Origin of the sequence: Pantoea coffeiphila (assembly GCF_016909495.1) — a bacterium.
Taxonomy (GTDB): domain Bacteria; phylum Pseudomonadota; class Gammaproteobacteria; order Enterobacterales; family Enterobacteriaceae; genus Erwinia; species Erwinia coffeiphila.
The window spans coordinates 1,149,299-1,174,565 of the sequence record NZ_JAFBFW010000001.1; the positions used below are offsets into that span (position 1 = coordinate 1,149,299).

General features: G+C 58.4%; 25 protein-coding genes. 17 read left to right on the plus strand and 8 right to left on the minus strand.

The window, feature by feature from the left end:
- Nucleotides 1-79: 79 nt before the first annotated feature.
- Entirely contained in the window at nt 80-2,167 is a 2,088-nt protein-coding gene (locus JOE09_RS05265) for a TonB-dependent receptor (RefSeq protein WP_200560731.1), read from the minus strand.
- A 656-nt stretch (nt 2,168-2,823) separates the two neighbouring features.
- On the opposite strand from JOE09_RS05265, the gene JOE09_RS05270 reads away from it, so the two are divergent.
- The 10 genes from JOE09_RS05270 to JOE09_RS05315 all read left to right on the plus strand — a co-directional run bounded on the left by JOE09_RS05270 (nt 2,824) and on the right by JOE09_RS05315 (nt 11,849).
- Nucleotides 2,824-3,033 (plus strand): hypothetical protein, encoded by a 210-nt coding sequence (locus JOE09_RS05270; protein ID WP_205064996.1) that lies wholly within the window; start codon nt 2,824-2,826, stop codon nt 3,031-3,033.
- Nucleotides 3,034-3,069: 36 nt separating this feature from the next.
- Nucleotides 3,070-4,416, plus strand: a complete 1,347-nt coding sequence (locus tag JOE09_RS05275) for an NAD(P)/FAD-dependent oxidoreductase (RefSeq protein WP_205064997.1) — start codon at nt 3,070-3,072, stop codon at nt 4,414-4,416.
- Between the two features lie 14 nt (nt 4,417-4,430).
- Nucleotides 4,431-5,207, plus strand: a complete 777-nt coding sequence (locus JOE09_RS05280) for a cupin domain-containing protein (protein WP_205064998.1) — start codon at nt 4,431-4,433, stop codon at nt 5,205-5,207.
- A 32-nt stretch (nt 5,208-5,239) separates the two neighbouring features.
- The gene (locus JOE09_RS05285) at nt 5,240-6,127 is read left to right on the plus strand and encodes a transporter substrate-binding domain-containing protein (RefSeq protein WP_205064999.1); all 888 of its coding nucleotides are present in this window, start codon (nt 5,240-5,242) and stop codon (nt 6,125-6,127) included.
- A 63-nt stretch (nt 6,128-6,190) separates the two neighbouring features.
- A complete protein-coding gene (locus JOE09_RS05290) occupies nt 6,191-6,862 on the plus strand; it encodes an amino acid ABC transporter permease (RefSeq protein ID WP_205065000.1) in 672 nt (223 codons plus the stop codon).
- Nucleotides 6,859-7,536 carry an amino acid ABC transporter permease gene (locus JOE09_RS05295; RefSeq protein WP_205065001.1) on the plus strand — a complete coding sequence of 226 codons (678 nt, stop codon included), beginning with the start codon at nt 6,859-6,861 and terminating at the stop codon, nt 7,534-7,536. Before JOE09_RS05290 ends, JOE09_RS05295 begins: the two co-directional genes overlap by 4 nt.
- Nucleotides 7,533-8,303, plus strand: a complete 771-nt coding sequence (locus tag JOE09_RS05300; RefSeq protein ID WP_205065002.1) for an amino acid ABC transporter ATP-binding protein — start codon at nt 7,533-7,535, stop codon at nt 8,301-8,303. Before JOE09_RS05295 ends, JOE09_RS05300 begins: the two co-directional genes overlap by 4 nt.
- Nucleotides 8,300-9,577: an NAD(P)/FAD-dependent oxidoreductase gene (locus JOE09_RS05305; protein ID WP_205065003.1), complete on the plus strand. Its 1,278-nt coding sequence runs from the start codon at nt 8,300-8,302 to the stop codon at nt 9,575-9,577. The genes JOE09_RS05300 and JOE09_RS05305 overlap by 4 nt, the downstream gene beginning before the upstream one ends.
- 12 nt (nt 9,578-9,589) lie before the next feature.
- Nucleotides 9,590-10,594: an Ldh family oxidoreductase gene (locus tag JOE09_RS05310; protein WP_205065004.1), complete on the plus strand. Its 1,005-nt coding sequence runs from the start codon at nt 9,590-9,592 to the stop codon at nt 10,592-10,594.
- 154 nt (nt 10,595-10,748) lie between these two features.
- Entirely contained in the window at nt 10,749-11,849 is a 1,101-nt protein-coding gene (locus JOE09_RS05315) for an NADH:flavin oxidoreductase/NADH oxidase (protein ID WP_205065005.1), read from the plus strand.
- Between the two features lie 72 nt (nt 11,850-11,921).
- Here the strand turns inward: JOE09_RS05315 and JOE09_RS05320 are convergent, their stop codons facing one another.
- On the minus strand, nt 11,922-12,578 hold the full coding sequence (locus tag JOE09_RS05320) for a COG3904 family protein (protein WP_205065006.1): 657 nt from the start codon (nt 12,576-12,578) through the stop codon (nt 11,922-11,924).
- Nucleotides 12,579-12,802: 224 nt separating this feature from the next.
- Nucleotides 12,803-12,964 (minus strand): type I toxin-antitoxin system Hok family toxin, encoded by a 162-nt coding sequence (locus JOE09_RS05325; RefSeq protein WP_205065007.1) that lies wholly within the window; start codon nt 12,962-12,964, stop codon nt 12,803-12,805.
- Nucleotides 12,965-13,457: 493 nt separating this feature from the next.
- On the opposite strand from JOE09_RS05325, the gene aztC reads away from it, so the two are divergent.
- Together aztC and aztD are read left to right on the plus strand one after the other, a co-directional pair.
- The gene (aztC, locus tag JOE09_RS05330) at nt 13,458-14,396 is read left to right on the plus strand and encodes a zinc ABC transporter substrate-binding protein AztC (RefSeq protein WP_205065127.1); all 939 of its coding nucleotides are present in this window, start codon (nt 13,458-13,460) and stop codon (nt 14,394-14,396) included.
- A 42-nt stretch (nt 14,397-14,438) separates the two neighbouring features.
- Nucleotides 14,439-15,710: a zinc metallochaperone AztD gene (gene aztD / locus JOE09_RS05335; protein WP_205065008.1), complete on the plus strand. Its 1,272-nt coding sequence runs from the start codon at nt 14,439-14,441 to the stop codon at nt 15,708-15,710.
- A 50-nt stretch (nt 15,711-15,760) separates the two neighbouring features.
- On the opposite strand, the gene JOE09_RS05340 is transcribed toward aztD, so the two are convergent.
- A complete protein-coding gene (locus JOE09_RS05340) occupies nt 15,761-16,012 on the minus strand; it encodes a hypothetical protein (RefSeq protein WP_205065009.1) in 252 nt (83 codons plus the stop codon).
- 265 nt (nt 16,013-16,277) lie between these two features.
- Entirely contained in the window at nt 16,278-16,886 is a 609-nt protein-coding gene (locus tag JOE09_RS05345; protein ID WP_239552923.1) for an NUDIX domain-containing protein, read from the minus strand.
- An 81-nt stretch (nt 16,887-16,967) separates the two neighbouring features.
- Between JOE09_RS05345 and JOE09_RS05350 the strand changes: the two genes are divergently transcribed.
- Nucleotides 16,968-17,717 carry a DeoR/GlpR family DNA-binding transcription regulator gene (locus JOE09_RS05350; RefSeq protein ID WP_205065011.1) on the plus strand — a complete coding sequence of 250 codons (750 nt, stop codon included), beginning with the start codon at nt 16,968-16,970 and terminating at the stop codon, nt 17,715-17,717.
- A gap of 133 nt (nt 17,718-17,850) precedes the next feature.
- Here the strand turns inward: JOE09_RS05350 and JOE09_RS05355 are convergent, their stop codons facing one another.
- Nucleotides 17,851-19,392 (minus strand): flavodoxin domain-containing protein, encoded by a 1,542-nt coding sequence (locus JOE09_RS05355; protein ID WP_205065012.1) that lies wholly within the window; start codon nt 19,390-19,392, stop codon nt 17,851-17,853.
- A gap of 9 nt (nt 19,393-19,401) precedes the next feature.
- Complete coding sequence (locus JOE09_RS05360) at nt 19,402-19,827, minus strand: PAS domain-containing protein (protein ID WP_105592681.1); 426 nt, start codon at nt 19,825-19,827, stop codon at nt 19,402-19,404.
- A 385-nt stretch (nt 19,828-20,212) separates the two neighbouring features.
- Here JOE09_RS05360 and JOE09_RS05365 point away from each other — a divergent pair, with 385 nt between their 5' ends.
- Genes JOE09_RS05365 through JOE09_RS05380 form a run of 4 tightly spaced genes read left to right on the plus strand, consistent with a single transcriptional unit; the run spans nt 20,213 to nt 23,578 of the window.
- The gene (locus JOE09_RS05365; RefSeq protein WP_205065013.1) at nt 20,213-21,124 is read left to right on the plus strand and encodes a metal ABC transporter substrate-binding protein; all 912 of its coding nucleotides are present in this window, start codon (nt 20,213-20,215) and stop codon (nt 21,122-21,124) included.
- Nucleotides 21,121-21,891, plus strand: coding sequence for a manganese/iron ABC transporter ATP-binding protein (locus JOE09_RS05370; RefSeq protein WP_205065014.1), 771 nt, complete (start codon nt 21,121-21,123; stop codon nt 21,889-21,891). Before JOE09_RS05365 ends, JOE09_RS05370 begins: the two co-directional genes overlap by 4 nt.
- Nucleotides 21,891-22,748 (plus strand): iron/manganese ABC transporter permease subunit SitC, encoded by an 858-nt coding sequence (gene sitC, locus JOE09_RS05375; protein ID WP_205065015.1) that lies wholly within the window; start codon nt 21,891-21,893, stop codon nt 22,746-22,748. Before JOE09_RS05370 ends, sitC begins: the two co-directional genes overlap by 1 nt.
- Nucleotides 22,745-23,578: a metal ABC transporter permease gene (locus JOE09_RS05380; RefSeq protein ID WP_205065016.1), complete on the plus strand. Its 834-nt coding sequence runs from the start codon at nt 22,745-22,747 to the stop codon at nt 23,576-23,578. Before sitC ends, JOE09_RS05380 begins: the two co-directional genes overlap by 4 nt.
- 139 nt (nt 23,579-23,717) lie before the next feature.
- Here JOE09_RS05380 and JOE09_RS05385 read toward each other — a convergent pair whose 3' ends face one another.
- Nucleotides 23,718-25,154 carry a glycoside hydrolase family 1 protein gene (locus JOE09_RS05385; protein WP_205065017.1) on the minus strand — a complete coding sequence of 479 codons (1,437 nt, stop codon included), beginning with the start codon at nt 25,152-25,154 and terminating at the stop codon, nt 23,718-23,720.
- Nucleotides 25,155-25,267 lie beyond the last annotated feature (113 nt).

Genomic DNA, 25,267 nt, shown 5'->3' on the forward strand with positions numbered 1-25,267 from the left:
AGGCCCTGCTGAAAAAGCCCGGCCGCAAGAAACAGCCAGAAAAGGTGGCTGCACGCAGCCACCTGAGGTTCCGCTTACATCAGAACTTGTAGTTAACGCTGACGCCGAAGTTGACCGGTTCCCCTGCGCGGGCATACCAGTCACCGTTCATATTGAACGCGCGAGTGACGTAGGTTTCGTTGGTGACGTTTTTCACGTAGGCCGTGATGTCGTACTCGTTGGTGGTGTAACCCGCAAACAGGTTAAGCAGGCCGTAAGCCGACTGTTTTTTGGTGTTGGCGTTATCGAAGTAGATGCTGCCGGTGACGTTATAGTCGGTGCGTACAAAGAAGCCGTTGGCGAAGTTGTAGTCCGCGCTGAAGCCGTAGTTATAGGCTGGCGCATTCGCCGGACGCTTGTCTTTGTAGTTGGTGGAAACGTAGGTGCCGGTGCCGTTATCGACTTCGGTCGGGAAGTCTTTAAATTTGGCATCGGTATAGCCCGCGTTGGCCGCCAGACGCAGTGCGTCGGTCGCCTGCCAGGTCAGGTCGGTTTCCACCCCACGGCTGACCGATTTGCCGCTGTTGGCGGTGTAGGAGTCCGGGTAGAAGGTGACTTCGGTCTGCTGGTTTTTCATGTCGATCCAGAACAGTGAGGTGTTCCAGCGAACGCTGTGATCGAACCAGTCGGATTTCAGACCCACTTCATAGTTGGTGGTGTGTTCGGCATCGTAAGAGCGGGCCATGTTCGGGCCAAGGGTGTTAAAGCCGCCGCTCTTGTAGCCTTTGGAGATGCTGGCGTACAGCATCGCTTCCGGCGTGACGTACCAGTTCACTCCGGCCTTCGGCAGCCAGGCATCGAACGAACGATCGTTGTTATCTTCGCCGTCGCCGGTCGGATAGCCCATCATGGTGCCGGTTGAGGTGTAGTGCAGGCGTTTTTTGTCGTAGTCGTAGCGCACACCCGCCACCAGCTCGACGTTATCCAGCACGTAGTAGCCCGCATTACCAAACACCGCGTAGTTGTCGGTTTTGATCTGCGTGTTGCCTGACTGGAAGTAGTCGTAGGAGTTGTAGCGATAGGCGATGGTGTTGTTATCGTCCTGGTGCAGGAAGTAGGTGCCCAGCAGCCAGTTGAACGGCCCCTGATCGGTGGAGTTCAGGCGGAATTCCTGCGAGAAGTAGCGCGTTTCACGATCCATCAACAGTTTGGCTTCGTCGACGTTGGTGAAGTCGAGGTCCTCGTTGTCGATTTTTTTATCGTGGTTGTAGGCGCTGATCGAGGTGAAATCGATGGTATCCCACGAGTACACCGCCTTCATCTGCGCTTTCCATACGTCGACGTCGGCCTGGCCGCCGTAGTCAGACTTCACGTATTTACGGCCGCTTTTGATGTCGTTCCAGTTAACGAACGGCGAGTTGCCGTCGCGCTTGTTCTGCGACTCAAAGGTGGAGATCACGTCCCAGTTGCCGTCCATCGGCTGCCAGCGCAGCTTGACGCGGCCGTAGAAGTCGCGGATGCGGTCAACATCTTTCGCGCCGTCGGATTCGCGTTTGAAGTAGCCATCGCCGTAGACATATTTCAGCGCGGTACGGTATGACCAGTCTTCGCTGTCGCCGATTGCTCCGCCCGCCAGCGCGTCGGCCTGGGTACGGTTGTAGCTGCCGTAGGAAAGGCCGACTTTGTATTCCGGCACGGTGTCAGGATCTTTGGTGATGACGTTAAGCACGCCCGCTTCGGTGTTGCGGCCGTAGAGCGTGGCCTGCGGCCCGCGCAGCACCTCGACCCGGTCAACATCCAGCAGTTCGGCGTCGAACAGCGCGCTGTATACGCCATCAACGAAGAAGCCTACGGCCTGTTCGCCTTCCATGCCCGGCGTCAGGCCGCGAATGGTGAAGAATCCCGCGTCGGACGTGTTGCCCGCTTTGGTCATGTAGAAGTTCGGTATGTAGGTCGAAACGTCATAGATATTGTCGATTTTGCGTCGTTCAATATCAAAATCCGTCAGCGTATACATGCTAATTGGCGTTTGCTGTTCGCCTTTAGCCACTTTTTCTGCGGTGACGGTAATGGTGGGCAGTTCGCCCGGTTTGGTTTCGTTATCGGTTTTTTTGTCGGTTGATGCCGCACCTGCCATAAATGACGCGGCGCTTAATGCGACAAAGATAGTTTTGCGATGAAATCTCATCGTAATACTCCATGAGGTAAAGGCTTTTAAAAAACCTGAATCTGCTCACGGTACATTCCAGTGTAAATTATAATGATTATAGCGCTGCCAACTGCCTTGCAATAATAAACCCATCATCATCAGGGTAAATTCAGTCACGAAAAAAAATTTATTTATAGCCAACAAAAGATCACCGGCATGGCCGTGACCCACGATTGACTCTTTCTGTTATGCAAACTGTCCCACAGGCTCTGTAAGGGCTAATTTTACATAAAAATAACAAATTATTCTTATGTTATCTTTTTTAAGAATCTCTTACCGCAGGCTGTGAAAAAGCCTTCACAGTCTGAAAAATCGATCAACAATCTGATGTATAAAGGAGATCCCTTTACACTCCCTTATGCGGTTTTTGTTATATCATTACCAAAATTGACAAAACAACGACAATAACCGTTAGCATTCTTTATGTGTGATAAAGATCACACTTTTTTATGCAATCGATGTTTTATTTATTTTAATAACACTTTTTGCGTGGATAAAAATAACAACAAAAGACGCGGAAATAATTCAACAAGTTAGCAGGGAATATTATTTACAGCCTTAAGTGGTACGATGAGATATATCCTTTTATTCATTGCCGCCATTAGTCGAAATTACCTGACCGTTAATGTGGAAGTTTGAAGGAATTTATTTCCCAAGCGCTGAATCGAATCGGCACAGCGAATAATTCGTTGCTATTTTCAGCCTCAACGCCCGGCGTCACAACGAATAAAGACCCCACCTTTTTCTCTACTGACCCGCTGCTGGCCGCGATGCCGGTTCGCCAGGCCAAATACGCTGGCTGCATAAGCAAAGCAGGCTTTGTCGTTTCTGCTGCCTGCCGTTAATCCCTATAGTCTGGGTTTTAGATCGGTTAACAACCCATGCCTCAATCTGCTGAACTTTTCTTAGAAACCGCCGGACCCCTTTCCGCTTATCTGTCCCAGCGTGCTGAACCGGCGATCGCCTGGCCGAAGCTGCATGGCGATAGTGACGCTGATGTCGTGGTGATCGGCGGTGGCTTTACCGGCCTTTCCTGTGCGCTGAGCCTGGCGGAAAGCGGCGTGCGCACGGTGCTGCTGGAAGCGCGGGAAATCGGCTGGGGCGCTTCCGGCCGTGCATGGGGACAGGTCGCCGCTGCCGCCAAGTTTATGCCCGCGCAAATAGAGAAGGATTTCCCGCCTGAAATCGCCGCACGTATTAACCGCGCGGCCGAAACCGCACCGGACGTGGTGTTCAATCTGGTAAAACAGCACGACATCCGCTGCGACGCGGTGCGCAGCGGCAATCTTATCGCCGCGCATAATCCGGCGAAGGAACAGTGGGTGCGCACTACGGCGCAGGATCTTCAGCGGCGCGGCTATCCGGTTCGCCTGCTGGATGCCGCTGAAACACAGCAGTTTACCGGCAGCCAGCGCTATCGCAGCGCGCTGCTGGATGAACGCGGCGGCGCGCTGAATCCTCTTGGCTACGCGCGCGGACTGGCGCGGGCCGCCGGGCAGGCAGGCGCAGAGATCTACACGCAGTCACCTTTTACTTCACTACAAAAGTCGGGCAGCGGCTGGCGTGTTGCCACCCCTCACGGCAGCGTGACGGCGGGCCAGGTGGTGTTTGCTACCGGTGCCTTTACCGGCGATCTGCTGGGCCAACAAACCCAGCGTGAAATCATCCCGGTGCGAGCCTATCAGGCCGTCAGCCAGCCGCTGGCACCGGAGATACTCAGCCAGATCCTGCCCGGCGGCCAGCCGCTGAATGATACCCGCCGGATGTTTTCCGGGGTGCGCATCTGGCCCGATGGCCGTCTGCATGTGGGTCTGGACGGCCCGCTGTTTCGCCACCACGCCGACGGCTGGCTTAACGCTGCAACCCGACGGCTGCAAATGATGTTCCCGCAGCTCACCACGCTGAACTGGGCGTATCACTGGGCGGGCTGGGTGGATATGACCGTCGATCACTACCCGCGCCTGCACCGGCTGGCTCCCGGCGTGCTGGCTGCTTACGGCTTCAGCGGGCGCGGCGTCGCCATCGGTACGCTGATGGGGCGCGATCTGGCGGCGCTGGCGCGGGGTGAAGAGGAAGATCGGCTGGTGCATCCGCTGACCGACGTCCGGCCTCTTTGGTTCCACGCCGTCCACCGTCCGCTGGTCAGTTCCCTTACCGCTCGCTACCGGCTGGAGGATCGTCTGAACGATGCCCGCTACGGCCGCGAGCCTTCTTCACTTCATCCTTAACACCAGAGATTGCTATGTATCCAATTATTACCTACCACCGCGACGAGCAGCGCCGCGATTTTTTCCACAGCTGGCTTGATGGCCGACCGCAGCTTGATGACGATCTGCTGATCGAGCGTGCCTTTTACTACAGCAAAAACGAGCAGCACGGCGTTTATTCCGGTGTCGCGTATCTGCGGGCATTTTCTCAGCAGATCGACACTTTTGATGCCGATCTGTGGCTGATTGTTATCGGCGGGCGGCTGACGCTGCGGCTGAGCAACGGCGATGAGATTACCGCTAACGCCGAGGATAGTCTGGTGATCCCACGCGGTGCACAGTTTGCGCTACACAGCGAAGCGGGCACCCGGGTGTGGTTCAGCGCCTATCAGCCGGAGGCGATTGCTGACGGCCATAGCGATGCGCCGCCGTTTTCGCTCGCTGCCGGTCCTGCCACTGCGCAGCCGTTCAAAGTGGACGCCGACGTGGAGTTGGATCTCATCGACGGGCCTGCCGCCGATCTGATTAGCTCCGCCGAACGCCCGACGGTGCATCGCCGCGTGCTGTACCTCAGCGCCGACGGAAAATTCAGCGTGGGGATCTGGCAGGCAACGCCCTATACCCGTCGCCTGGCCGCCTTTGGCGACTACGAGTTGATGTATCCGGTGCAGGGAGAAATCGAGCTGAGCAACGCGCTGGGGGAATCCTTCGTCTACGGGCCGGGCCAGGGCGTGGCGGTCAACCGTGGCGTCAGCAATGCCTGGCACAGCACCGGGCTGGTTAAGAAAATCTATAGCAAAATCAGCGTTTAACTTTTTTATTACTTCACCAGGAGAACACCATCATGAACCGTCGCGAGCTTCTTACCGCCATGCCGCTGGCCTTTGCCGCCGCCAGCCTGCCGCTGATTGCCACCGCCGAATCGGCCCCGCAGCCGCTGAACCCCGGCGACAGCACCTGGGACCGCATCCAGAAAACTAAAATCCTGCGCATTGGCGCACCGGTGATGGAGCCCTGGTACTTTAAAGACAGCAGCGGCTCGGACCTGCCGGGCGCGGTAGTCAGCAACGGCGTGACCTGGCGCGGCGTCGGCATCAGCTTCGCCAAAGCGGTGGCGGATGCGATGAACGTGCAGCTGGAGATTGTGGAAACCACCTGGGCAAACGCCGTGGCCGGGCTGCAAACCGGGCAGTTTGATACCTTCGTGCTGCTGGATGCCACCCCGGCCCGCGCGCTGTCGGTGAACTTTATCCCCACTCCGCTGCTGTGGTATCCGCTGGCGCTGCTGGCGAAGGACGATGCCAAAATTGAAAACTGGCAGCAGATCAACGACCCGAGCTTTACTATCGGCGTCGGCCTTGGCACCACCTGGGATGAGTTCATCACCAAGGAGGCACCGAAGGCCAACATCAGCCGCTTCCAGAGCAGTGCGGAAATTTTTGCCGCTTTCCAGGCCGGGCGCATTAACGCCGGGTTGATTTCCGCCGTGGCTGCCGACCTGGCGCGTGCGCGTATCGGCAGCGGCAAAACCCTGGTACCCGCGCCGAAGGTCTATATTCCCGGCGGCATTGCGGTGCGCCAGGAGAACGACTCCCGCTGGCTGAACTACCTGAACACCTGCGCGGGCTACTTCTACTACACCGGCAAATCGCAGCAGTTCTATGAAACCTTCCTGAAGTTCCGCGGCATCGATCCGAAAAGCGTGATCCCGGTACAGCGCGAATCCGCGTAATGCGATCCGTTTCCGGCGGGCGTTCAGCGCCCGCCCCCTTCGCCTGAAGTCACTGAGGACGTTATGCATTATCAATGGGACTTCTCCCAGGTTTTCCGGCTGCTGCCGCTGCTGCTGGAAGGGCTGGAGGGTACGCTGCTGTTAGTGGCCTGGTCACTGCTGGCCGCCATCCCCCTCGGCCTGCTGCTGGCGGTGCTGCGCCTGTCGCCGTCGGTGCTGCTCCGCGCTTTTGCCGGGCTTTACGTGGCCTTTTTCCGCTCCGCCCCGGCCATCGTGCTGATTTACTGGTTTTTCTTTGCCGCTCCGATTCTGTTTGCCTTCAGCCCCGCGCCGCTGACCTCCGCCGTGCTGGCCATCAGCCTGCAGGCCGCCGCCTTCTTCTGCGAGGTGTTCCGGGCCGGGATTCAGGGCGTCGATCGCGGCCAGTGGGAAGCCGCCGCCGCGCTCAATATGCGCGGATGGACGCGCTTTCGGCTGATTGTGCTGCCGCAGGCGCTGCGCCACGTGATGCCCGCGTTTATGAACCGGCTGATCGATCTGATCAAAACCACCACCCTGGCGTCGGTGATCGGCTTCAGCGAGGTGGTGTATAACGCCGGGCGGATTTCGTCGCAAACCTTCCGCCCGCTGGAAACCTTCACCCTGCTCGGGGGGCTGTTCTTCGTACTGCTGGCGATGATCAGCCTGGCGGCACGCGGGCTTGAACGCCGCTGGCAGCAGGAGGCGCGCCGATGAACTACAGCCTGAATTTTCATTTCCTGCTCAACTACCGCGCGGTGCTGTGGGAAGGATTGCTCAACACCGTACAGCTGTCGCTGGCGATTATGATTAGCGGTTTCCTGCTCGGCACCCTGCTGGCGCTGCTGCGGCTGTCCCCACGCCCGCTTGTGCGCGCAGTGGGGCAGATCTACGTTAATCTGCTGCGCAATCTGCCCGCGCTGATCGTGCTGTTCTGGTTCTTCTACGCCCTGCCGCTGTACACCGGAATGCAGGTGAGCCGCTTTCTGACCGCCTGGCTGGCGTTCAGCCTGTATACCGCCGCCTACTTCTGCGAGATTTTGCGCGGGAGCCTGCAAAAACTGCCTGCCGGGCAGTGGGAAGCCGCCAGCATGCTGGGCTTTTCCCGCCGCCGGGCGTTTGCGGTGCTGATGCTGCCGCAGGCGCTGCGCCACAGCCTGCCCGCGCTGGTTAACGAGGTGATTGAGATCGTCAAAATCAGCGCGGTAGCGGCGACTATCGCCTTCCCTGAGCTGCTGAGCCAGGCGCGGATGATCAGCGACAGCGAATATCGCCCGGTGGAAACCTACACCGCCGTAGCGGGCATCATTATGGTGTTTATCCTGCTGTTAAGCGCGCTGGCGTGGCTGATTGAGGCCCGCTATGCCCCCGCCAAATCGAGGTCGTTATGATTGAATTACGCAATATCCACAAATCGTTCGGCGGGCAGCCGGTGCTGCGCGGCATCGATCTGCGCATTGAAAAAGGTGAAGTGGTGGTAATCCTCGGGGCCAGCGGCTCCGGGAAAAGTACCCTGCTGCGCTGCATGAATCTGCTGGAAACGCCCGATCGCGGCGAGATTATCCTCAACGGCCAGCCGCTGGGTAAGCCCGCACGCGACGGTGCGCGGCGCTACGACGACCGTGATTTGCAGGCGCTGCGCGAGAAAACCGGCATGGTGTTTCAGCAGTTTAACCTGTTTCCGCACCTGACCGTGGAGCGCAATATCACCGTGGCGCAGACCCATATTCTGCGCCGCAGCGCCAGCGAGGCGAAAAGCATCGCAGAACACTATCTTGCCAAGGTCGGGCTGGCGGATAAAGCCACGTCGCTGCCGACCCAGCTCTCCGGCGGTCAGCAGCAGCGCGTGGCGATTGCGCGGGCGCTGGCGATGAAGCCGGAGCTGATGCTGTTTGACGAGGCGACTTCGGCACTGGACCCGGAACTGGTCGGCGAGGTGCTGAACACCATCAAGGGACTGCGCGATGAGGGCATGACCATGGCGATTGTGACCCACGAGCTGGGCTTTGCCTGGCACGTTGCCGACCGCATCGTCTTTCTGCGCGACGGCACGATCTACGAGCAGGGCACGCCGGATGAGATCCTGCTCCACCCTTCTTTGCCGCATACCCAGCGCTTTCTCGCCAGCCACACCACCTTCACGCTGCCGACGACATGAGTACGAACTGCATCGTAATGGGTTCCGGGGTGATTGGCTGCGCCACCGCACTCCGGCTTCAGCGTGAGGGGCATTCGGTGCTGCTGCTGGATGCCCGTCGCCCCGGCGCGGGTGCCTCATTTGGCAATGCGGGGATGGTCGGGCCGAATGCGGTGGTGCCCATGGCGACGCCCGGCTTCTGGCGTCAGCTGCCCGCCCTGCTGTTCGGCGACAGGAAGAGCGTGATCGTCAGGCCGCATGCGCTGCCTGACGCCCTGCGCTGGCTGCGGCTTAGCCTGAAGATGGCCAACGAGGCACAGCTTCTGCGCAGCCGCGATGGGCTGCACAGGCTGCATCATCAGGCCATTGAGGGCTGGCGTGAGCTGCTGGGTGAAGGGGCCTGGACGCCGCTGTTTCGCCCCGGCAGCACCGTTTCCCGCCATGAATCCACTCGCGCAGAGGCGGTGATGGCCTCGCTGGCCACCCGGCTGCGGGAGCAGGTTGGCGTGGCGACACGCCTTATCCCCCCTGCAACTATTGCCCGCTGTTTCCCGGAGATCGCGGCCGAAAGAGCCATTTTTACCGCCGTTGACCACACCGCTGCCGTACGCGATCCGGCCGCACTGCTGGAGGCGCTACGGCAAAAATTTATCGCCGCCGGAGGCCGCTGGCAGCGCTACCGCGCCGAGCGGCTGGCGGTCAGCGAGGGACGTATCCGCAGCCTGACCGGGGACGGAGGCAGGCTGCACGCGGACCACTACATTCTGGCTGCGGGCCACGCTTCCACCGCCCTGCTCCCCACCAGCAGTCTGCCTATTCCGCTGATCGCCGAGCGCGGCTATCACATTATGCTGGAACGCAGCCGCCCGCTGTTTGCCGACTCGCAGCAGGACGGTTTCACACCCTGCGTACTGCACGATGCCAGCCATAAATGCGTGATAACGGAAATGTCCGGCGGCATTCGGGTCAGCGGCTTCGCTGAATACGCCCATCCGGGCAGCCCCGCCCGCCGCGACTGCTATGACCGGCTGGAGCGCTATTTTCGCCAGCGCTTTCCGCGCTATCCCCGGGTACGCCTGTCGCAGTGGTACGGGCATCGCCCGTCAACACCGGACTCGCTGCCCTATATCGATCGCCATCCCGCCGCCGCGAACCTGATTTGCGCCTTCGGCCACGGCCATTACGGCATGTCCGGCGCGCCAGCGACCGCGCGGTGGGTGAGCGATCTGATCGCCAGTGCTGATGATTCTGCCGCGCGGTCGCCGTTCAGCCTGTGCCGCTTTACCGACGAATAAAAGGAGCGCCCGATGAGCGTTACTCTCTCTTTTGAACAGCTGCATGAACGTATACAGGCGGTACTGGCCGCCGCAGGTATTCCTTCCACCATCGCCGGGATACTGGCTCAGCGTATTGCCATTGCCGAGCGCGACGGCACGCTGAGCCACGGCCTGATGCGCCTGCCGGACTATCTGGCCTCGATACGGGCGGGATGGATTACGGCCGATGCACAGCCGGTGATTGACGCGCAGCCGTCGCCGTTTGTGCAGGCGGACGGCGGCAATGGCTTTACCCAGGCAGCCGCACAGCTGGCGCAGCGGGCAGTGCTAGAACGGCTGTCCCGTTACGGTATCGCTCTGTTGAGCATCCGCAACGCACACCATATCGGCGCGCTGTGGACCGATATTGAGGAGTACGCCGAACGCGGCTATGTTGCACTAAACTTTGTCAATTCGCGCCCGCGCCTGGCGGTGTACGGCTCACCGGGGCCGCTGGTCGGCACCAACGCCATGGCCTTTGCCTTCCCCGATGGCAATGGCGGCGTGCTGGGCTGGGATCAGGCCTCCAGCACGATGTCGCTGGGCGAGGTCAAGCAACATGCACTGCGCGGCGTGCTACTGCCGGAGGGCACCGGGCTGGATCAATCCGGCCAGCCCACCACCGATCCCACTGCGGTCCTGCACGGCGGCACGCTGCTGCCGTTCGGCGGCCACAAAGGTTCGGGGATTGCGCTGATGGTGGAGGTGATGGCCGCCGCGCTGACCGGCGGGCGTTTCGGCTTTGAGGATCGCTCAGCGCAGTATCCCGGCGCGGCCAGTTCCAACGCCGGGCAGACGATTATCGTTATCGATCCGGCGTTCAGCACCGCCACGCCGTTCGCCGAGCGCATCGCCAGCCTGGTGACGCATCTGCACGGCGATGCCGATCTGCGCCTGCCGGGCGAGCGCCGCCGCCAGCATCGCCATCTGACCGGGCAGCAAGGGATTCGTGTGGCGGGTGAAACGGCGGTGCTGCTGGGCGTGGCTTTGCACTGAGGGCATACCCTACGCTATCGGGCGTGCCAAAACACTGAAGGTTTGACGGCTGCGCTGTTGAGTGTTGCTTTGCGCAAAGCGTAAAACAACGTTGCTGTCGGGTATCGCTTTGCGCTGAGCGGCGTATATTTTAACTTTTGCAACGGAGAGTGTTATGAGTCAACTATTCAGCCCCGTCCATATCGGCCAGCTGCCGCTGGACAACCGCATCGTGATTGCGCCGATGTGCCAGTATTCTGCCGATAACGGCCATGCCACCGCCTGGCACCGCATTCATCTCGGCCATTTAGCGCTTTCTGGTGCCGGGTTGCTGATTCTGGAGGCCACGGCGGTTGAACCCGCAGGCCGCATCTCTCCCGCCGATTTAGGGCTGTGGGATGATTCAACCGAGGCGGCTCTGGCCGAGGTGGTGCGCGATATCCGCACGTATTCGCCGATTCGGCTCGGCATCCAGCTGGGCCACGCCGGGCGTAAAGCCTCCTGCGCCGCACCGTGGAACGGCGGCCACCAGCTGAGTCAGGAACAGGGAGGATGGCAAACCGTTGCGCCGTCGGCGGCCCGCTTTGCCGAGGGCGATGCACCTCCGCATGCGCTGACCAAAGAGGAACTTGGCGAACTCAAGCAGGCGTTTGTTCAAAGCGCCGAGCGCGCGGTGCGGCTGGGCTTCGAGCTGATTGAGCTGCACGCGGCGCACGGCTATCTGCTGCACCAGTTCCTCTCACCGCTCAGCAACCAGCGCGAAGATGAGTACGGCGGATCGCTGGAAAATCGCCTGCGTTTCCCGCTTGAGGTGTTCCGCGCGGTGCGTGAAGCCGTACCGGCATCGGTGGCGGTGGGCGCACGATTGTCAGCCACCGACTGGGTGGCGGGCGGCTGGGATGTGCAGCAGTCGATTGTCTTCAGCCGGGAACTGGAAGCGCTGCGCTGCGACTATCTGCATATTTCCAGCGGCGGGCTTTCCACCGCGCAGGCGATTACCGTACGGGATGGCTATCAGCTGCCGTTTGCGCGCGATATTCGCCAGCAGGTCACTATTCCGGTGATTGGCGTGGGGCTGATCACCGAGCCGCATCAGGCCGAAGCCGCGCTGACCGATGGCGATGCCGACCTGATCGCGCTGGGGCGCGGTATTCTCTATAACCCGCGCTGGCCGTGGCATGCCGCCGCCGCGCTCAAAGGCGAGGTCAGCGTTCCGCCGCAGTATCTGCGTTCGGAACCGCACGGGGTTAAGGGCACGTTTAAAAGCGGCTCGTGAGTAATCAGAGCAGATATTTCGGCATCTGCTCATCAGAGCCAAGGCGGGCAGAATATCTGCCCACCATGACACTTACTTATCCAGATTATTCGCTTTCAAGTACTGATTAAACACCGGATCGACACTAAACAGGCCATATTCTTGCAGCTTATCCAGTTCGAGTATTTCCAGTCTGGAGGAAGGAACCTGCAGCATCGCATCCATCAGGTAGCCCGGCACACGCATTTCACTCAGATAGGTTCTGATCGACTTTTCGGTATCCGCATAAAGTTGTTCTTCGCGATCGTAGTCCGCACCGGGTTTTTGCGAACTCAGGCTGTAAAAGGAGTGGATGCCGATTTCTCCTGCCGCAAAGCGGCCCACGCCCCCCGCCAGCAGCAGCACGCAGGAGGAATAGCAGTGCGCATTCATCGGCACCAGCACCTGAATTTTGTTTTTCCGCAGCAGTCGGCCGATGCGCATTGCCTCTTCCACATCGCCGCCGTTGGACTGGATCTGGATCATGCCGGTTCGAGTAGAGGGGTCTATTTTCGCCAGCTTTTCGATCCGGCTCGCTATCTTATCCGCATCGCCCTTCACGATGTCACCTTCGTACACATCCATCAGGCACATATCGTAGCCCATCAGTGGGCAAAACGATCCCGGTTTCTGGAATTCCCAGTTACTCAGGGTTAAGGCAGAGGAATTACATGAAAATAAAAACAACAGCGAAATAAAAAACTTCTTCATTTTGGATTACACCACTGAATTTGCAGGGATTTCCAACCCGCATTGAGGCCGATAAGAGTAAAGGATTTTCACACCTCTCGCCAGTCGCCCTTCTTCTCGTATTTCTGATGCATAAAGGACGGGGCTATCAGCGTTAACTGATAACCCCGTAAGCAGTGCTTTTGGATACCGTCACAACCTGCGTGAACCCCGTTAGCGGGGGAATCATTCCCCCGCGCGGGTCGCTACTTACCGGATTCGTAAGCCATGAATAATGCAGCAACCTCCCGATCTGCCTCCTTCCAGCGCAATTCGCAGAGCGTTTCGCGCGTCAGCCAGGTAAATATTAACAGTGTGATGCGGATAATTAGCAAACACACGATAATAACAGCGGGTGGCAATCTCATAGCCGTTCTCCTTGTCTTTCGACGGGTAAGAGGCTACATTCACGTTGTTGGGACGATCAGTAGGCCTCGTTGGTGATTGAAAAATTACCTTCGGGGCTTTCTGCTTTTTGTCTCCGACGCATTTGCATGAGACCAGACAAAAAGCCTCAAGCACCGTGGTGAAGTATGCTGTGATTTAAGACAGGAGTGTATTAGTAGATTATTGTATTTTCTTGTGAATTTATTCCCGCATGAGCTGATAGCCCCCTGGTTAGTTGGCTACCCATTGATTACTGAAACCTGTCTTTTTTACCCATGTTTCGTCTCTGACACTTCTCCAAACCCACACTCTTCATCGCGTCGCCTGAAAGCGGCCGTTCACTCACTTCCTCACCTGAAACTCGGCATTAATAATCATTTGCATCATCAATTGTTATGTTATAACGTTTCATGATGTAAATTTTTGTATGCCTTTATGGCTTTCCGCCAGGGATAAAATCAGGAGAGTGATGTGATGAAGAAGCCCGGCCTGCCCGCGTTAACGCTGGTGATGGCATCCATGCTGTCGCTGTTTGCTACCGCGCAGGCAAACGCCAAAATCAATGTGATCGCCAGTTTTTCAATTATTGGCGATATGGCGCACAGCATTGGTGAAGACCGCATTACGCTGCGCACGATTGTTGGACCAAACGGCGATGCGCACGTCTATGAACCGTCCCCGGCTGACGCTATCGCAATGGCAAAAGCCGATGTGATCCTGATTAACGGCCTGAAGCTGGAAGGCTTTATGACCCGGCTGATCCGCTCCAGCGAGAGCACCGCGCCGGTTATTGAAACCACCAAAGACGCCACGATCCTGCGCGATCCGGCAGGCGGGCACTATCACTTCAACAATGGCAAAGCGGTGTTCCATGCCGCCCCGCTCGATCCGCACGCCTGGCAGTCCGTCGCCAATGCGAAAGTCTACGTGAAGAATATTACCGAGGCGTTCTGCGCCGCGGATAAGGATAACTGCGCGTTTTATCAGCAGAACGCCGATCGCTATACGGAAAAACTGAGCGTGCTGGATAGCAAAATCACCGCCGCAATTCAGCAGGTGCCGCCGGAGAGGCGCACCGTGGTCGTCGGGCATCATGCCTTCCGCTATTTCGAAGAGGCCTACGGCATTCACTTCCTTTCGCCGCAGGGCGTATCCACGGAGTCTGAAGCCTCGGCGGCGGACGTAGCCGGAATTTTGCGGGAGATAAAAACCCACCGCGCCTCCGCCATTTTCGCTGAGAACATTTCTAATCCGCGGCTGGTGCAGCAGATCGCCAGTGAAGCCGGGCTGCACGTTGCCGGTACGCTTTACTCCGATGCACTTTCCGCCGCCGATGGCCCTGCCGCCACCTATCTCGCCATGATGGAACACAACGCCACAACGCTTGCGGCCGCCGCCATCGGGAAGCAGTAACCGACTCATTATTCTGGGAAATAGTTAAAGATGGAGATAAGCATGAAAAAACGCATTTTATCAGCGGCGATTTCCGCGCTGCTGCTGGGTGTCGCGGCGGGTTCCGCACAGGCTGAAGACGACGTTAACGCCTGGCGGCTGTTTGTCGCCGATCACGATAAGCCGGTGATTAATGTGATTGATGCGCTGGACGGCGATAAGCTGGCGACGCTTAACGTCAAGGGGCCGGCCAGCCTTTCGCGCACCGAGAGCGGCGCGGTGGTATTTGCGATTCAGGGCAGCGCCAACGTGGTGTCGGCGATTTCTTCCGGTATTGCCTTCCACGATCACGGCGATCATGCCGATATCGATATCGACGATGCAAAACTGCTGAAAGTTGAGTTGGACGGCAAAAAGCCCGGCCACTTCGTGGAACGCCAGGGCAAGGTTGCGCAGTGGTTTGACGGTGAAAACAGCGCGCAGCTGCTGACCGAGCATGCGCTGCTGGCGGGTAAAAATGATGCGGCCAAAGTGAGTGTTGTGGCCGCGCATCACGGCGTAGCGGTGCCGTACGATGGTTACGCGGTGGTTTCTATTCCGAATCCTGAAGATGCTACTAAGCGCCCAATCGGCGCGCGGGTGGTCGATCTGAAAGGGAATAAAGTCGGCGAAGATGCCGCCTGCCCGGGACTGCACGGTTCTGCCGGTTCGGGCAATATCTATGCCCTCTCCTGCGCTACCGGCCTGCTGCTTATCACGCAAAATGACGATGCGCCGGTGATTAAGCATCTGCCTTACGCAAAATCACTGCCGGAAGGCAGCACCTCCACGCTGATTGGCGGCAAGGGCATGCAGTACTTTATTGGCAACTACGGCCCGGACCGCCTGGTGCTGATTGACCCGACCGAAGCGGACAGTTTCCGTCTGATACAGCTGCCAACCCGCCGCGTGCATTTTGCCGTTGATCCGGTGCGGCCGAAATTCGCTTACGTGTTTACTGAAGACGGCAAGCTGAATCAGATTGATGTGCTGAAGGGGCAGATTACCCAGTCGGTGAAGGTCACCGAACCTTACTCAATGGACGGCCACTGGAACGATCCGCGCCCGCGCATTGCCGTGGCGGACAGCAAAATCTTCGTGACCGATCCGCTGAAAAGCAAAATCCACGTGCTGGATGCGGTGGCGTTTAAAGAAACCGGTGAGATCGCGGTGGCTGGCCAGCCGTTTAATATCGTGGCGGTGGGTGGATCGGGCAAGGTTCACGGCGGCGGGCACGCTCACGATGAACACGATCACAGCCATGAGCACGCGCATAACCACGAACACACGCATTAACAGGTAAAAGCTCCGCCGCCGGAGCAGAACCCGGCGGCGTGGCTTGTGGCTTATGCCCGGCTGCGCAGCTGGGTGCAGAACGGGCAACCGCATCCGGCGACCGGGACGGCGGCGCAGGTGGCAAAGGCACTGGCCTGGCCTCGCACCCCATGCGGATTGTAGAAGTTGCCGATTAGCGCATTTTCAGCGGTTTTTAACTGCTCCTGCGACGGAGCGGAAATTTGAGTCTCTTTCGCCTGAAAGGCCAGAGCCTGTGCCGAGGCCACCGTCAGAGAGAGCACAATAATTTTACTGATTTTCATCTGAACCCCTAATAAGCATTCCGGGCGCTGTCGGGCTGTCTTAACGACTGCGGGCATTGGGTGAAACGGTTTTAGTTTAAAAACTGAAGCTTAATCTGAACGGTTATAAAATAACATAACATCTGTTTCGCGCTGCGCAAATTTCTTCCAATGACTCTTTAATTTCTTGCCGATGACTTTTTTACACATTCAGGCCACGAAAGAGTTTCCCAGCCTGCGATCTCCCCACTTACCCACTTACCCACTTACCCACTTACCCACCGCATTATCCAGCCGCATAACCGTCCTGAACCAACACCGAATTCAGCGCCAGATGCTGAATCAGCATAATGGTTTTCGCATCCTGAATTTCCCCGCTGCGAATGGCGGCCAGAGCCTGTGTGAAGGGCCACTCCAGCACCTCAATATCCTCACCCTCTTCGACCAGCCCGCCGCCGCCGGTGCTGCGGTCGCGCTCGGTATATTCAGCGATAAAGAAGTACAGCTTTTCGGTCACCGAACCGGGGCTCATATAGGCTTCAAACACCTTCTCCACGTTAGCCACTTTGTAGCCGGTTTCCTCTTCCGCCTCGGCCATAATTCGCTCTTCGGGAGAGGCGTTATCCAGCAGCCCGGCGGCGGCCTCGATCAAAAATCCCGAATGGCCGTTGATATAAATCGGGAAGCGGAACTGGCGGGTGAGCACCACCGTTTGGCGCGCTTTGTTGTACAGCAGGATGACCGCGCCGTTGCCGCGATCGTAGGCTTCGCGGCTCTGTTCCTGCCATTGCCCGTCCCGGCGCTGCAGCTCAAAGGTGAATTTTTTCAGCGTGTACCAGTTATCCGACAGCAGCTGTTCACGTATATTGCGGATTTTTAGCGGTTCAGTTTGCATGGTTTTCCCCAGAAGAGATGACAGCAGGCACGCTAGCATGCATAATCGTGCAAGATCAAGAAAAAACAAGAAGGAAGAATTATGCTCTCCAGCCAGAGAAAACAGCTTATTCTGGACATCCTTGCTGATGAAAAGCAGGTTATTTCCCGCGAACTGAGCCAGCGATTTTCCATCTCTGAAGACTCTATCCGCCGCGATCTCAGGGAGCTGGCAGCCGAGGGGAAGCTTCAGCGAGTGCACGGTGGTGCGCTGGCGGTCTCCACGGCGATTGCGCCATTTGAAACGCGCAAAAACGTGCAAACTCATGCAAAAAAAGTTATCGCCCGGAAAGCGGCGGCCCTGATTCAACCGGGAAATATTGTGATTGTTGACGGGGGCACCACCACCGGGGAGATGGTCCAGATGATCCCCAAAACGCTGCCGTTTACGCTGGTCACTCACAGCCCGAGCATTGCGGTCAGCATGGTCAATCACCCGCTGGCCGAAGTGATTCTGATTGGCGGCCAGCTGTATAAGCATTCGCTGGTCACGGTCGGCGCGGCGATGATCGAATCCATCCGGCGCATTCATGCCGACCTGTTCTTTATGGGCGTGACGGGCATTCATCACACTGCCGGATTTACCACTGCGAACTATGAAGAGTCCTGCGTGAAGCGCGCCCTTTCCGAACGTGCCGCTGAAACCGTGGTGATGGCGTCACCGGAAAAACTGAATTCCGCTTCGGCCTTTGCGATCGGCGGCCTTGAGATTGCAAGCACGCTGATTGTGGAAGAGAGCCTGGATGATGAGATGAGCCAGCTGCTGGCGCGATTGCAGATTACGGTGATTTAATGACGGAGATTGCCGTGCTATCGTCGAACCGATCATCTGATTGCATAGAGTTTTCTGCGCAGACCGACGGTAACGGATGATGTTCGCTCCAGAACCGCAACCGGAGCGAACATTGGCAGCAAACCTGGCGGGATTAATAAAGCTCCAGATGCAGCCGTCCCTGCTGTGCAAGCTGCTGCCACAGCGTCTCTTCAGCCTGGCCTGCTAAGCCGCAAACCGCCGTCAGCGCATTTTCCACCGCGCCTTCCAGATGCTGCTTGTTACCGCACAGATAAACGTGCGCGCCGCGCTGTAGCATCGCGCTGATGTGTTCTGCGTTATCGGCGATGGCATCCTGCACGTAGTACTTACCGGCTCCGTCGCGCGAGAAGGCGGTAATCAGCTGGCCAATTGTGCCCTGCTGCTCAAGCTCCTCCAGCTCGCCCCGGTAGAGGAAATCCCCTTCGCGGCGCTTTTCACCGAAGATCAGGCAGGTTTCACGCGTCGTCGCGCTCTCCATCGCCTGCTCTCGCAGCAGCCCGATCAGCGGTGCAATACCGGTGCCGGTGCCGATCAGCAGCAGCGGCGCACGCTCGTCTTTCGGCAGCCAGAACCCCGGGTTTGCACGGCTGAATATGCGCATCGCACCGTTGTCACCCAGCAGCCAGCCGGTGGCGACACCCTTGCGCGCCCGGTTGCGGCGTTCATAGCACACTTCACGCACGCACAGATCGACGATCTCCGTATCGGGGCGCGAGGCGATAGAGTAAGCGCGCGGCAGGCAGCCGGGCAGCAGCTCCAGTAGCGCGTCCAGCGTCACCGACTGCGGCGTGCAGAAATCTTCGAGCACATCGAGCAGGTCCGCGCCGTAAAGGTACGCCTCCAGCGTTTTGCGCTGGCTGATTTTCAGCAGTGCCTTCAGCTCGTCGCTGCCGGAAAGCTTCGCCAGTTCGCGCAGGGTGGTTTTGCTTATCTGCCGCAGTTCCCGGCGGCGCAGGGCCTCGGCAGCATCGCTGCGGCCAAGCCAGGTGCCAATTGCGGCCAGCAGATCGGCGTCATTTTCCGGCTGGAGATACAGCGTATCCCCGGCGCGATAGTGGATGCCGCTGCCGGCAATATTCAGCCGGATATGCCACGCACAGGGCGCTTCGGCGCTGAGTCGGCGGCGTTCGATTATCGGCGCAGCAAAGGCGTTATCTTCGCTCCAGGCGGTCACCTGCAGGTGCAGATCGCGCCCCGCCTGTTCATCACCGTTCAGCACTTTTTCCAGCACCGCCAGCCACTGAGAGAAAAAGCCCTCAAACGCGGCATCGGCATCCACGCGGTTAATCACGCTGTGCGCCCCGCGCTCGGCCAGTGCCGCATCAAGCGTTTTGGTAAAGCCACAAAAGTTGGGATAGGCGGTATCGCCAAGGCCAAAGATGGCGTAGCGCAGGCCGTCAGCCCCCGCATAGTGTTGCAGCTGGTCAATAAACTGTTCCGCGTTGGCCGGAGGTTCGCCATCGCCAAACGAGCTGGAGACGATCAGCAGCAGATCGCCGGAACGCGGCTCTGCCTGAAAGAGATGGTTAAGCTCCAGAACCTGCGGAGCGAAAGGTTGCAGAAAAGGCTGCTCGCCCAGGCGCAGTGCCAGCGCCCGGGCATCGCCCGATTCCGAACCGTAGCCAATAACGATACGTTCGATGAGATCGGCCATAGTGATGTCTTAGTTATCGTAGAATTCGTCGAACTGCTCTTTAGAGAACTCTACCGCTTCAAAATCGGTCATCAGGTCGTTAATCACCCGGCGGATGCTGATGTAAGAAGAGATAGCGCCCTGCTCGTCGTACAGCGGTTGCACGGTGGTATCCACCACGTACAGGCCACCGCCTTTACCAACGTTAGGGATGATGCCGGTCCAGATATTGCCCGCTTTGATGGTGTCCCACATGTCCTTGTAGGTGGCTTTTGGTACTGACGGATGGCGCACGATGCTATGCGGCTGCCCCAGCAGTTCTTCGCGGCTGTAGCCGGTCAGCTGACAGAACAGGTCGTTGACGTAGGTGATGGTGCCCTGCAGATCGGTGGTGGAAATCACCATCACTTTATCGAGGGCGGACAGCAGCTGGTCGGAATTGAGAGTCTGGCTCATAGCAAATTTCCTTGTGTTTAACCTGTTGAGGTGACTCAGTGCAGGTGAGGTCAGTGTATCGTTTTGATGCGAACTATAAGTTGCATTTGAAATGCATCTTATAGGGAATACCCCGACAAGATCAAGTTAAATGATTGTTGCAAAAAGGAAATAAACCCCTGCTAAAAATGCAACATCCACGCTTGTGCCCGTCTCAGCACGACGGAATACCCGTTCGAAGTGAAGGCGTTAGCCATCGTTGGCTAGTTTGCTATCAGTCGTAATCCACACCATTTGTAATTTTTTGAAATGGTGAATGAAAATTGTTCTCCCTGAGTTATAGCCTGTGCTATAACTCATAGCATCAGCTAATTGCCTTGCGTAACTTTCTTACAGGAGAACATTGATGCCTCGTCTGAACTGGTTTAAAGGATTGTGCTGCGTTGCCCTGCTGGCGGCGCTGCCGCTAACGCCCGCCGCTGCCGCAGAGAAATTCCGCGTGATCACCACCTTTACGGTGATTGCCGATATGGCGCAGAACGTGGCCGGAGACGCCGCCGAGGTGGCATCGATCACCAAGCCAGGCGCGGAGATCCATGAATATCAGCCGACGCCCGGCGACATCAAACGCGCGCAGGGTGCACAGCTGATCCTCGCCAACGGCCTGAACCTGGAGCGCTGGTTCAGCCGCTTCTATCGCCATCTGAAAGGGGTGCCGGAAGTCGTGGTCTCCGCTGGCGTGGAGCCGATGGGCATCAGCGAAGGCCCTTACAGCGGTAAACCAAACCCGCACGCGTGGATGTCGGCGAAAAACGCACTGATCTACGTCGATAATATTCGCGATGCGCTGGTGAAATACGATCCGGCCAATGCCGCTACCTACCAGCGCAACGCCGAACGCTACAAGCAGCAAATCAGCGCTACCGTTGCCCCGGCCCAGCAGGCACTGGCACAGATCCCGGAAGACAAGCGCTGGCTGGTGAGCAGCGAAGGCGCGTTCTCCTATCTGACCCGCGACTACGGCCTGAAAGAGCTGTATCTGTGGCCGATCAATGCCGATCAGCAGGGTACGCCGCAGCAGGTTCGCCGGGTGATTGACCAGGTGAAACAGCATCAGATCCCGGCGGTGTTCAGCGAAAGTACCATCTCCGACAAGGCCGCGCGCCAGGTTGCGCGTGAAACCGGCAGCCACTACGGCGGCGTGCTCTACGTGGATTCACTCAGCCAGCAGGACGGCCCGGTGCCGACCTATCTGGATTTACTGCGGGTGACCAGCGAGACCATCGTGCGCGGTATCCAGCAGGGGTTAGCAAAATGACCGAACTCAGTGCCCTTCAGCAGCCCGGCGGCATCCACGTGAGCGATGTCACCGTGACCTATCGCAACGGCCACACCGCGCTGCGCAACACCACGCTTGATATTCCCACCGCCAGCATCGCCGCGCTGGTGGGAATTAACGGCTCCGGCAAATCGACGCTGTTTAAGGCAATTATGGGGTTTGTGCCGCTCTCTTCCGGCAGCATCACCCTGCTTGGCCGCCCCGGCAGCCAGGCGCTGAAGCAGAACCTGGTTTCCTACGTGCCGCAGGCCGAGGACGTGGACTGGTCGTTTCCGGTGCTGGTAGAAGATGTGGTGATGATGGGGCGCTACGGCCATATGGGCATGCTGCGCATCGCCCGCCAGCAGGATCGCGATATCGTCGCCGACGCGCTGGCGCGGGTGGGGATGTCCGACTATCGCCACCGGCAGATCGGTGAGCTTTCCGGCGGCCAGAAGAAGCGCGTGTTCCTGGCCCGTGCCATTGCCCAGCGCGGCCGGGTGATCCTGCTGGATGAGCCGTTTACCGGGGTGGATGTGAATACCGAGCAGCAAATTATCAGCCTGCTGCACGAGCTGCGCGATGAGGGGCGCACCCTGCTGGTGTCAACGCATAATCTGGCGTCGGTCAGCGAATACTGCGACCACACGGTGATCATTAAGGGCACGGTGCTGGCCTGCGGCACCACCGCCACCACCTTCACCCGCGAAAATCTGGAGAATGCCTTCAGCGGCGCGCTGCGCGATATCGTCTGGGAGAATCCGTAATGGGCTGGCTGGCGGAACCGTTCCACTATGAGTATATGCTCAACGCGATGTGGGTCTCCGCGCTGGTCGGCGGCGTGTGCGCGTTTCTCTCCTGCTATTTAATGCTGAAAGGCTGGTCGCTGATTGGCGATGCGCTATCCCACTCCATCGTTCCCGGTGTGGCGGGTGCCTATATGCTCGGCCTGCCGTTTGCCCTCGGCGCGTTCTTTTCCGGCGGGCTGGCGGCGGCCGGAATGCTGTTTCTTAACCAGCGCACCCGGCTGAAAGAGGACGCGATTATCGGGCTGATCTTCTCCTCATTCTTCGGCCTCGGGCTGTTTATGGTGTCGCTGAATCCCACCTCGGTGAATATTCAGACCATCGTGATGGGCAATATTCTGGCGATTGCGCCGGGCGATATCCTGCAGCTGGCGATTATCGGCCTCACCTCGCTGGCGATCCTGCTGATTAAGTGGAAAGACCTGATGGTGACCTTTTTCGACGAAAACCACGCCCGCTCGATCGGCCTGAATCCTGCCCGGCTGAAGCTGCTGTTCTTCACCCTGCTTTCCGCCTCGACCGTGGCCGCCCTGCAAACCGTCGGCGCGTTTCTGGTGATCTGTCTGGTGGTGACGCCGGGTGCAACCGCCTATCTGCTGACCGACCGCTTCCCACGGCTGCTGATAATTGCGGTGGCTATCGGCAGCATCACCAGCTTTTTCGGTGCCTGGCTCAGCTACTATCTGGACGGCGCAACCGGCGGCATTATCGTGGTGGCACAGACGGTAATCTTCCTGCTGGCGTTTATCTGGGCTCCTAAACACGGGATGCTGGCGCGCCGTCGCCTGGCCCGACAAACGCAGGAGGCACAGCCATGAACCTGACCGAACTGCTGCTCAGCCCGTTTGAGTTTGATTTTATGCAGAACGCGCTGGCGATTTCGTTGCTGGTGGCGATCCCCTGCGCCCTGCTCTCCTGCTTTATGGTGTTAAAAGGCTGGTCGCTGATGGGCGATGCGATGAGCCACGCGGTGTTTCCCGGCGTGGTGCTGGCCTACATCATCGGTATTCCTGTAGCGATTGGCGCGTTCGTCGCCGGGCTGTTCTGTGCGCTTGCCACCGGCTTTGTGGCGGAGAACAGCCGCATCAAGCGCGATACGGTGATGGGCATTATTTTTTCAGGGATGTTTGCTCTCGGACTGATCCTCTATCTGTCCATCGAATCTGACGTGCATCTCGACCATATTCTGTTCGGCGATATGTTGGGGATTGGGCTGTCGGATATGCTGCAGACCGGCGGGATTGCCGCGCTGATTGCGCTGATTGTGCTGGTGAAGTGGAAGGATTTACTGCTACACGCTTTCGATCCGCATCAGGCGAAAGCCTGCGGGATTAACACCTCGCTGCTGCACTACGGCCTGCTGTGCATGATCGCCATGACCATCGTGGCCACGCTGTCGGCGGTGGGGATTATTCTGTCGATTGCGCTGCTGATTGCGCCGGGGGCGATTGCTCTGCTGCTGATGCGCCGCTTCTCGTCGGTGCTGATTTTCGCCGTGCTGCTGTCGATGGCGGTCTGCTTCCTCGGCACCTGGCTGTCGTTTTTCCTCGACAGCGCGCCCGCACCGACGATCGTGGTGCTGTTCAGCCTGATCTTTATCGTGGCGTTTGTCTGGTCCAGCCTGCGCGACCGCGCGGCGATAGCTTAGGTCGTCACTTTCTGAGGCAGCCGAGCCCGTGCGGCGGCGCTCAGACAAAGACGTTGCGCTTCTTTCGGATTCAGCCCGCGCCGGGTAGCTCGGCGTTAAGCGTTAAGACAGGCTGCCCCCTGCGGGGCAGCCGGAGTCTTTATCCGAGATCCTGACCGTTGGTGGCGATGACCTGCTTATACCAGTGGAAGGATTTTTTACGGTAGCGGTCGCCGGTGCCGTTGATGTTGTCATCCAGATCGACGTAGATCATGCCGTAGCGCTTGCTCATCTCCCCTGTCGACATACTCACCAGATCGATACATCCCCACGGCGTGTAGCCCATCAGATCGACCCCGTCCTCAACCGCTTCCGCCATCGCGCTGATATGCTGGCGCAGATAGTTAATGCGGTAGTCATCGGCGACGTAGTGATTTTCATCCGGCTTATCTATCGCACCCAGGCCGTTTTCAACGATAAACAGCGGCTTCTCGTAGCGGTCGTACAGCTCGTTCAGCGCGATGCGCAGGCCGGTTGGGTCGATCTCCCAGCCCCAGTCGCTGGCTTCCAGGAACGGGTTACGCGCGCCGCCCAGCAGGTTGCCGTGCGCCGCTGCGGCTTCCGGGTTGGTGGCGTAGATAGTGCGCGACATGTAGTAGCTGAAGCCGATGTAGTCGACGGTGTGCGCTTTCAGCAGGTCCAGATCGCCCGGCTGGATATCCAGCTTTACGCCCAGCGACTGCCACAGGCTTTTCGCGTAGTACGGATATTTGCCGCCCACCTGCACGTCGGCACAGTAGAAGTCGGAAGACTGACGCTCTTTCAGCGCCGCCAGCTGGTTCACAGGGTTGCAGTCGAAGCCGTAGCTTGTTGCATAGAGGATCATGCAGCCAATTTTGATTTCCGGGTTGGTTTCATGGGCGATTTTCACCGCCAGGCTGCTGGCAACGAACTGATTATGCAGTGCCTGGAATTTGGCCTGCGGCTCCAGCGCGCCGGTTTTCACCGTCAGGCCCTGGCTCATGATCGGGAAGTGGAAGGCGCTGTTGATCTCGTTAAAGGTCATCCAGTACTTCACCTGCTGACCAAAGCGCTCCAGCACCGTGCGGGCAAAGCGCTCGAAGTGGCCGATCACCTCACGCCCCTGCCAGCCACCGAACGCGTTGGCCAGGTGCAGCGGCATTTCATAGTGGGAAATGGTGATCACCGGCTCGATGCCGTGGGCGATACAGGTGTCGATGACCTGCTGATAGTGGTTGAGACCCGCCTCGTTCGGCTGCTGCTCTACCCCGTTCGGGTAGATGCGCGTCCAGGCAATGGAGAAGCGATAGCATTTAAAGCCCATCTCCGCGAACAGCGCGATATCTTCACGGTAACGATGATAGTGATCGATGCCTTTATGGTTCGGGTAGGTATAGCGCTCGGTATCCAGCGAGAAATCAAACTCCGGCGAGGAAACGATGCTCAGACGCGCCTTGCCGCCGGGAATGGCATCGACAATCGACAGACCTTTGCCGTCCTTATCGTATGCGCCTTCCACCTGATTGGCAGCGGTTGCGCCACCCCACATAAAGCCTTGCGGAAATCTTTCTTTCATTGCCGTAATCCTTTAAAAATTCACCGAGTTTGCGGGCCCGCCAGGGGATGGATCGATTCAGCGCACCCATCGCCGATAATACTAGAGCCTTTGGCAAAGCGTAACCCGCTGCC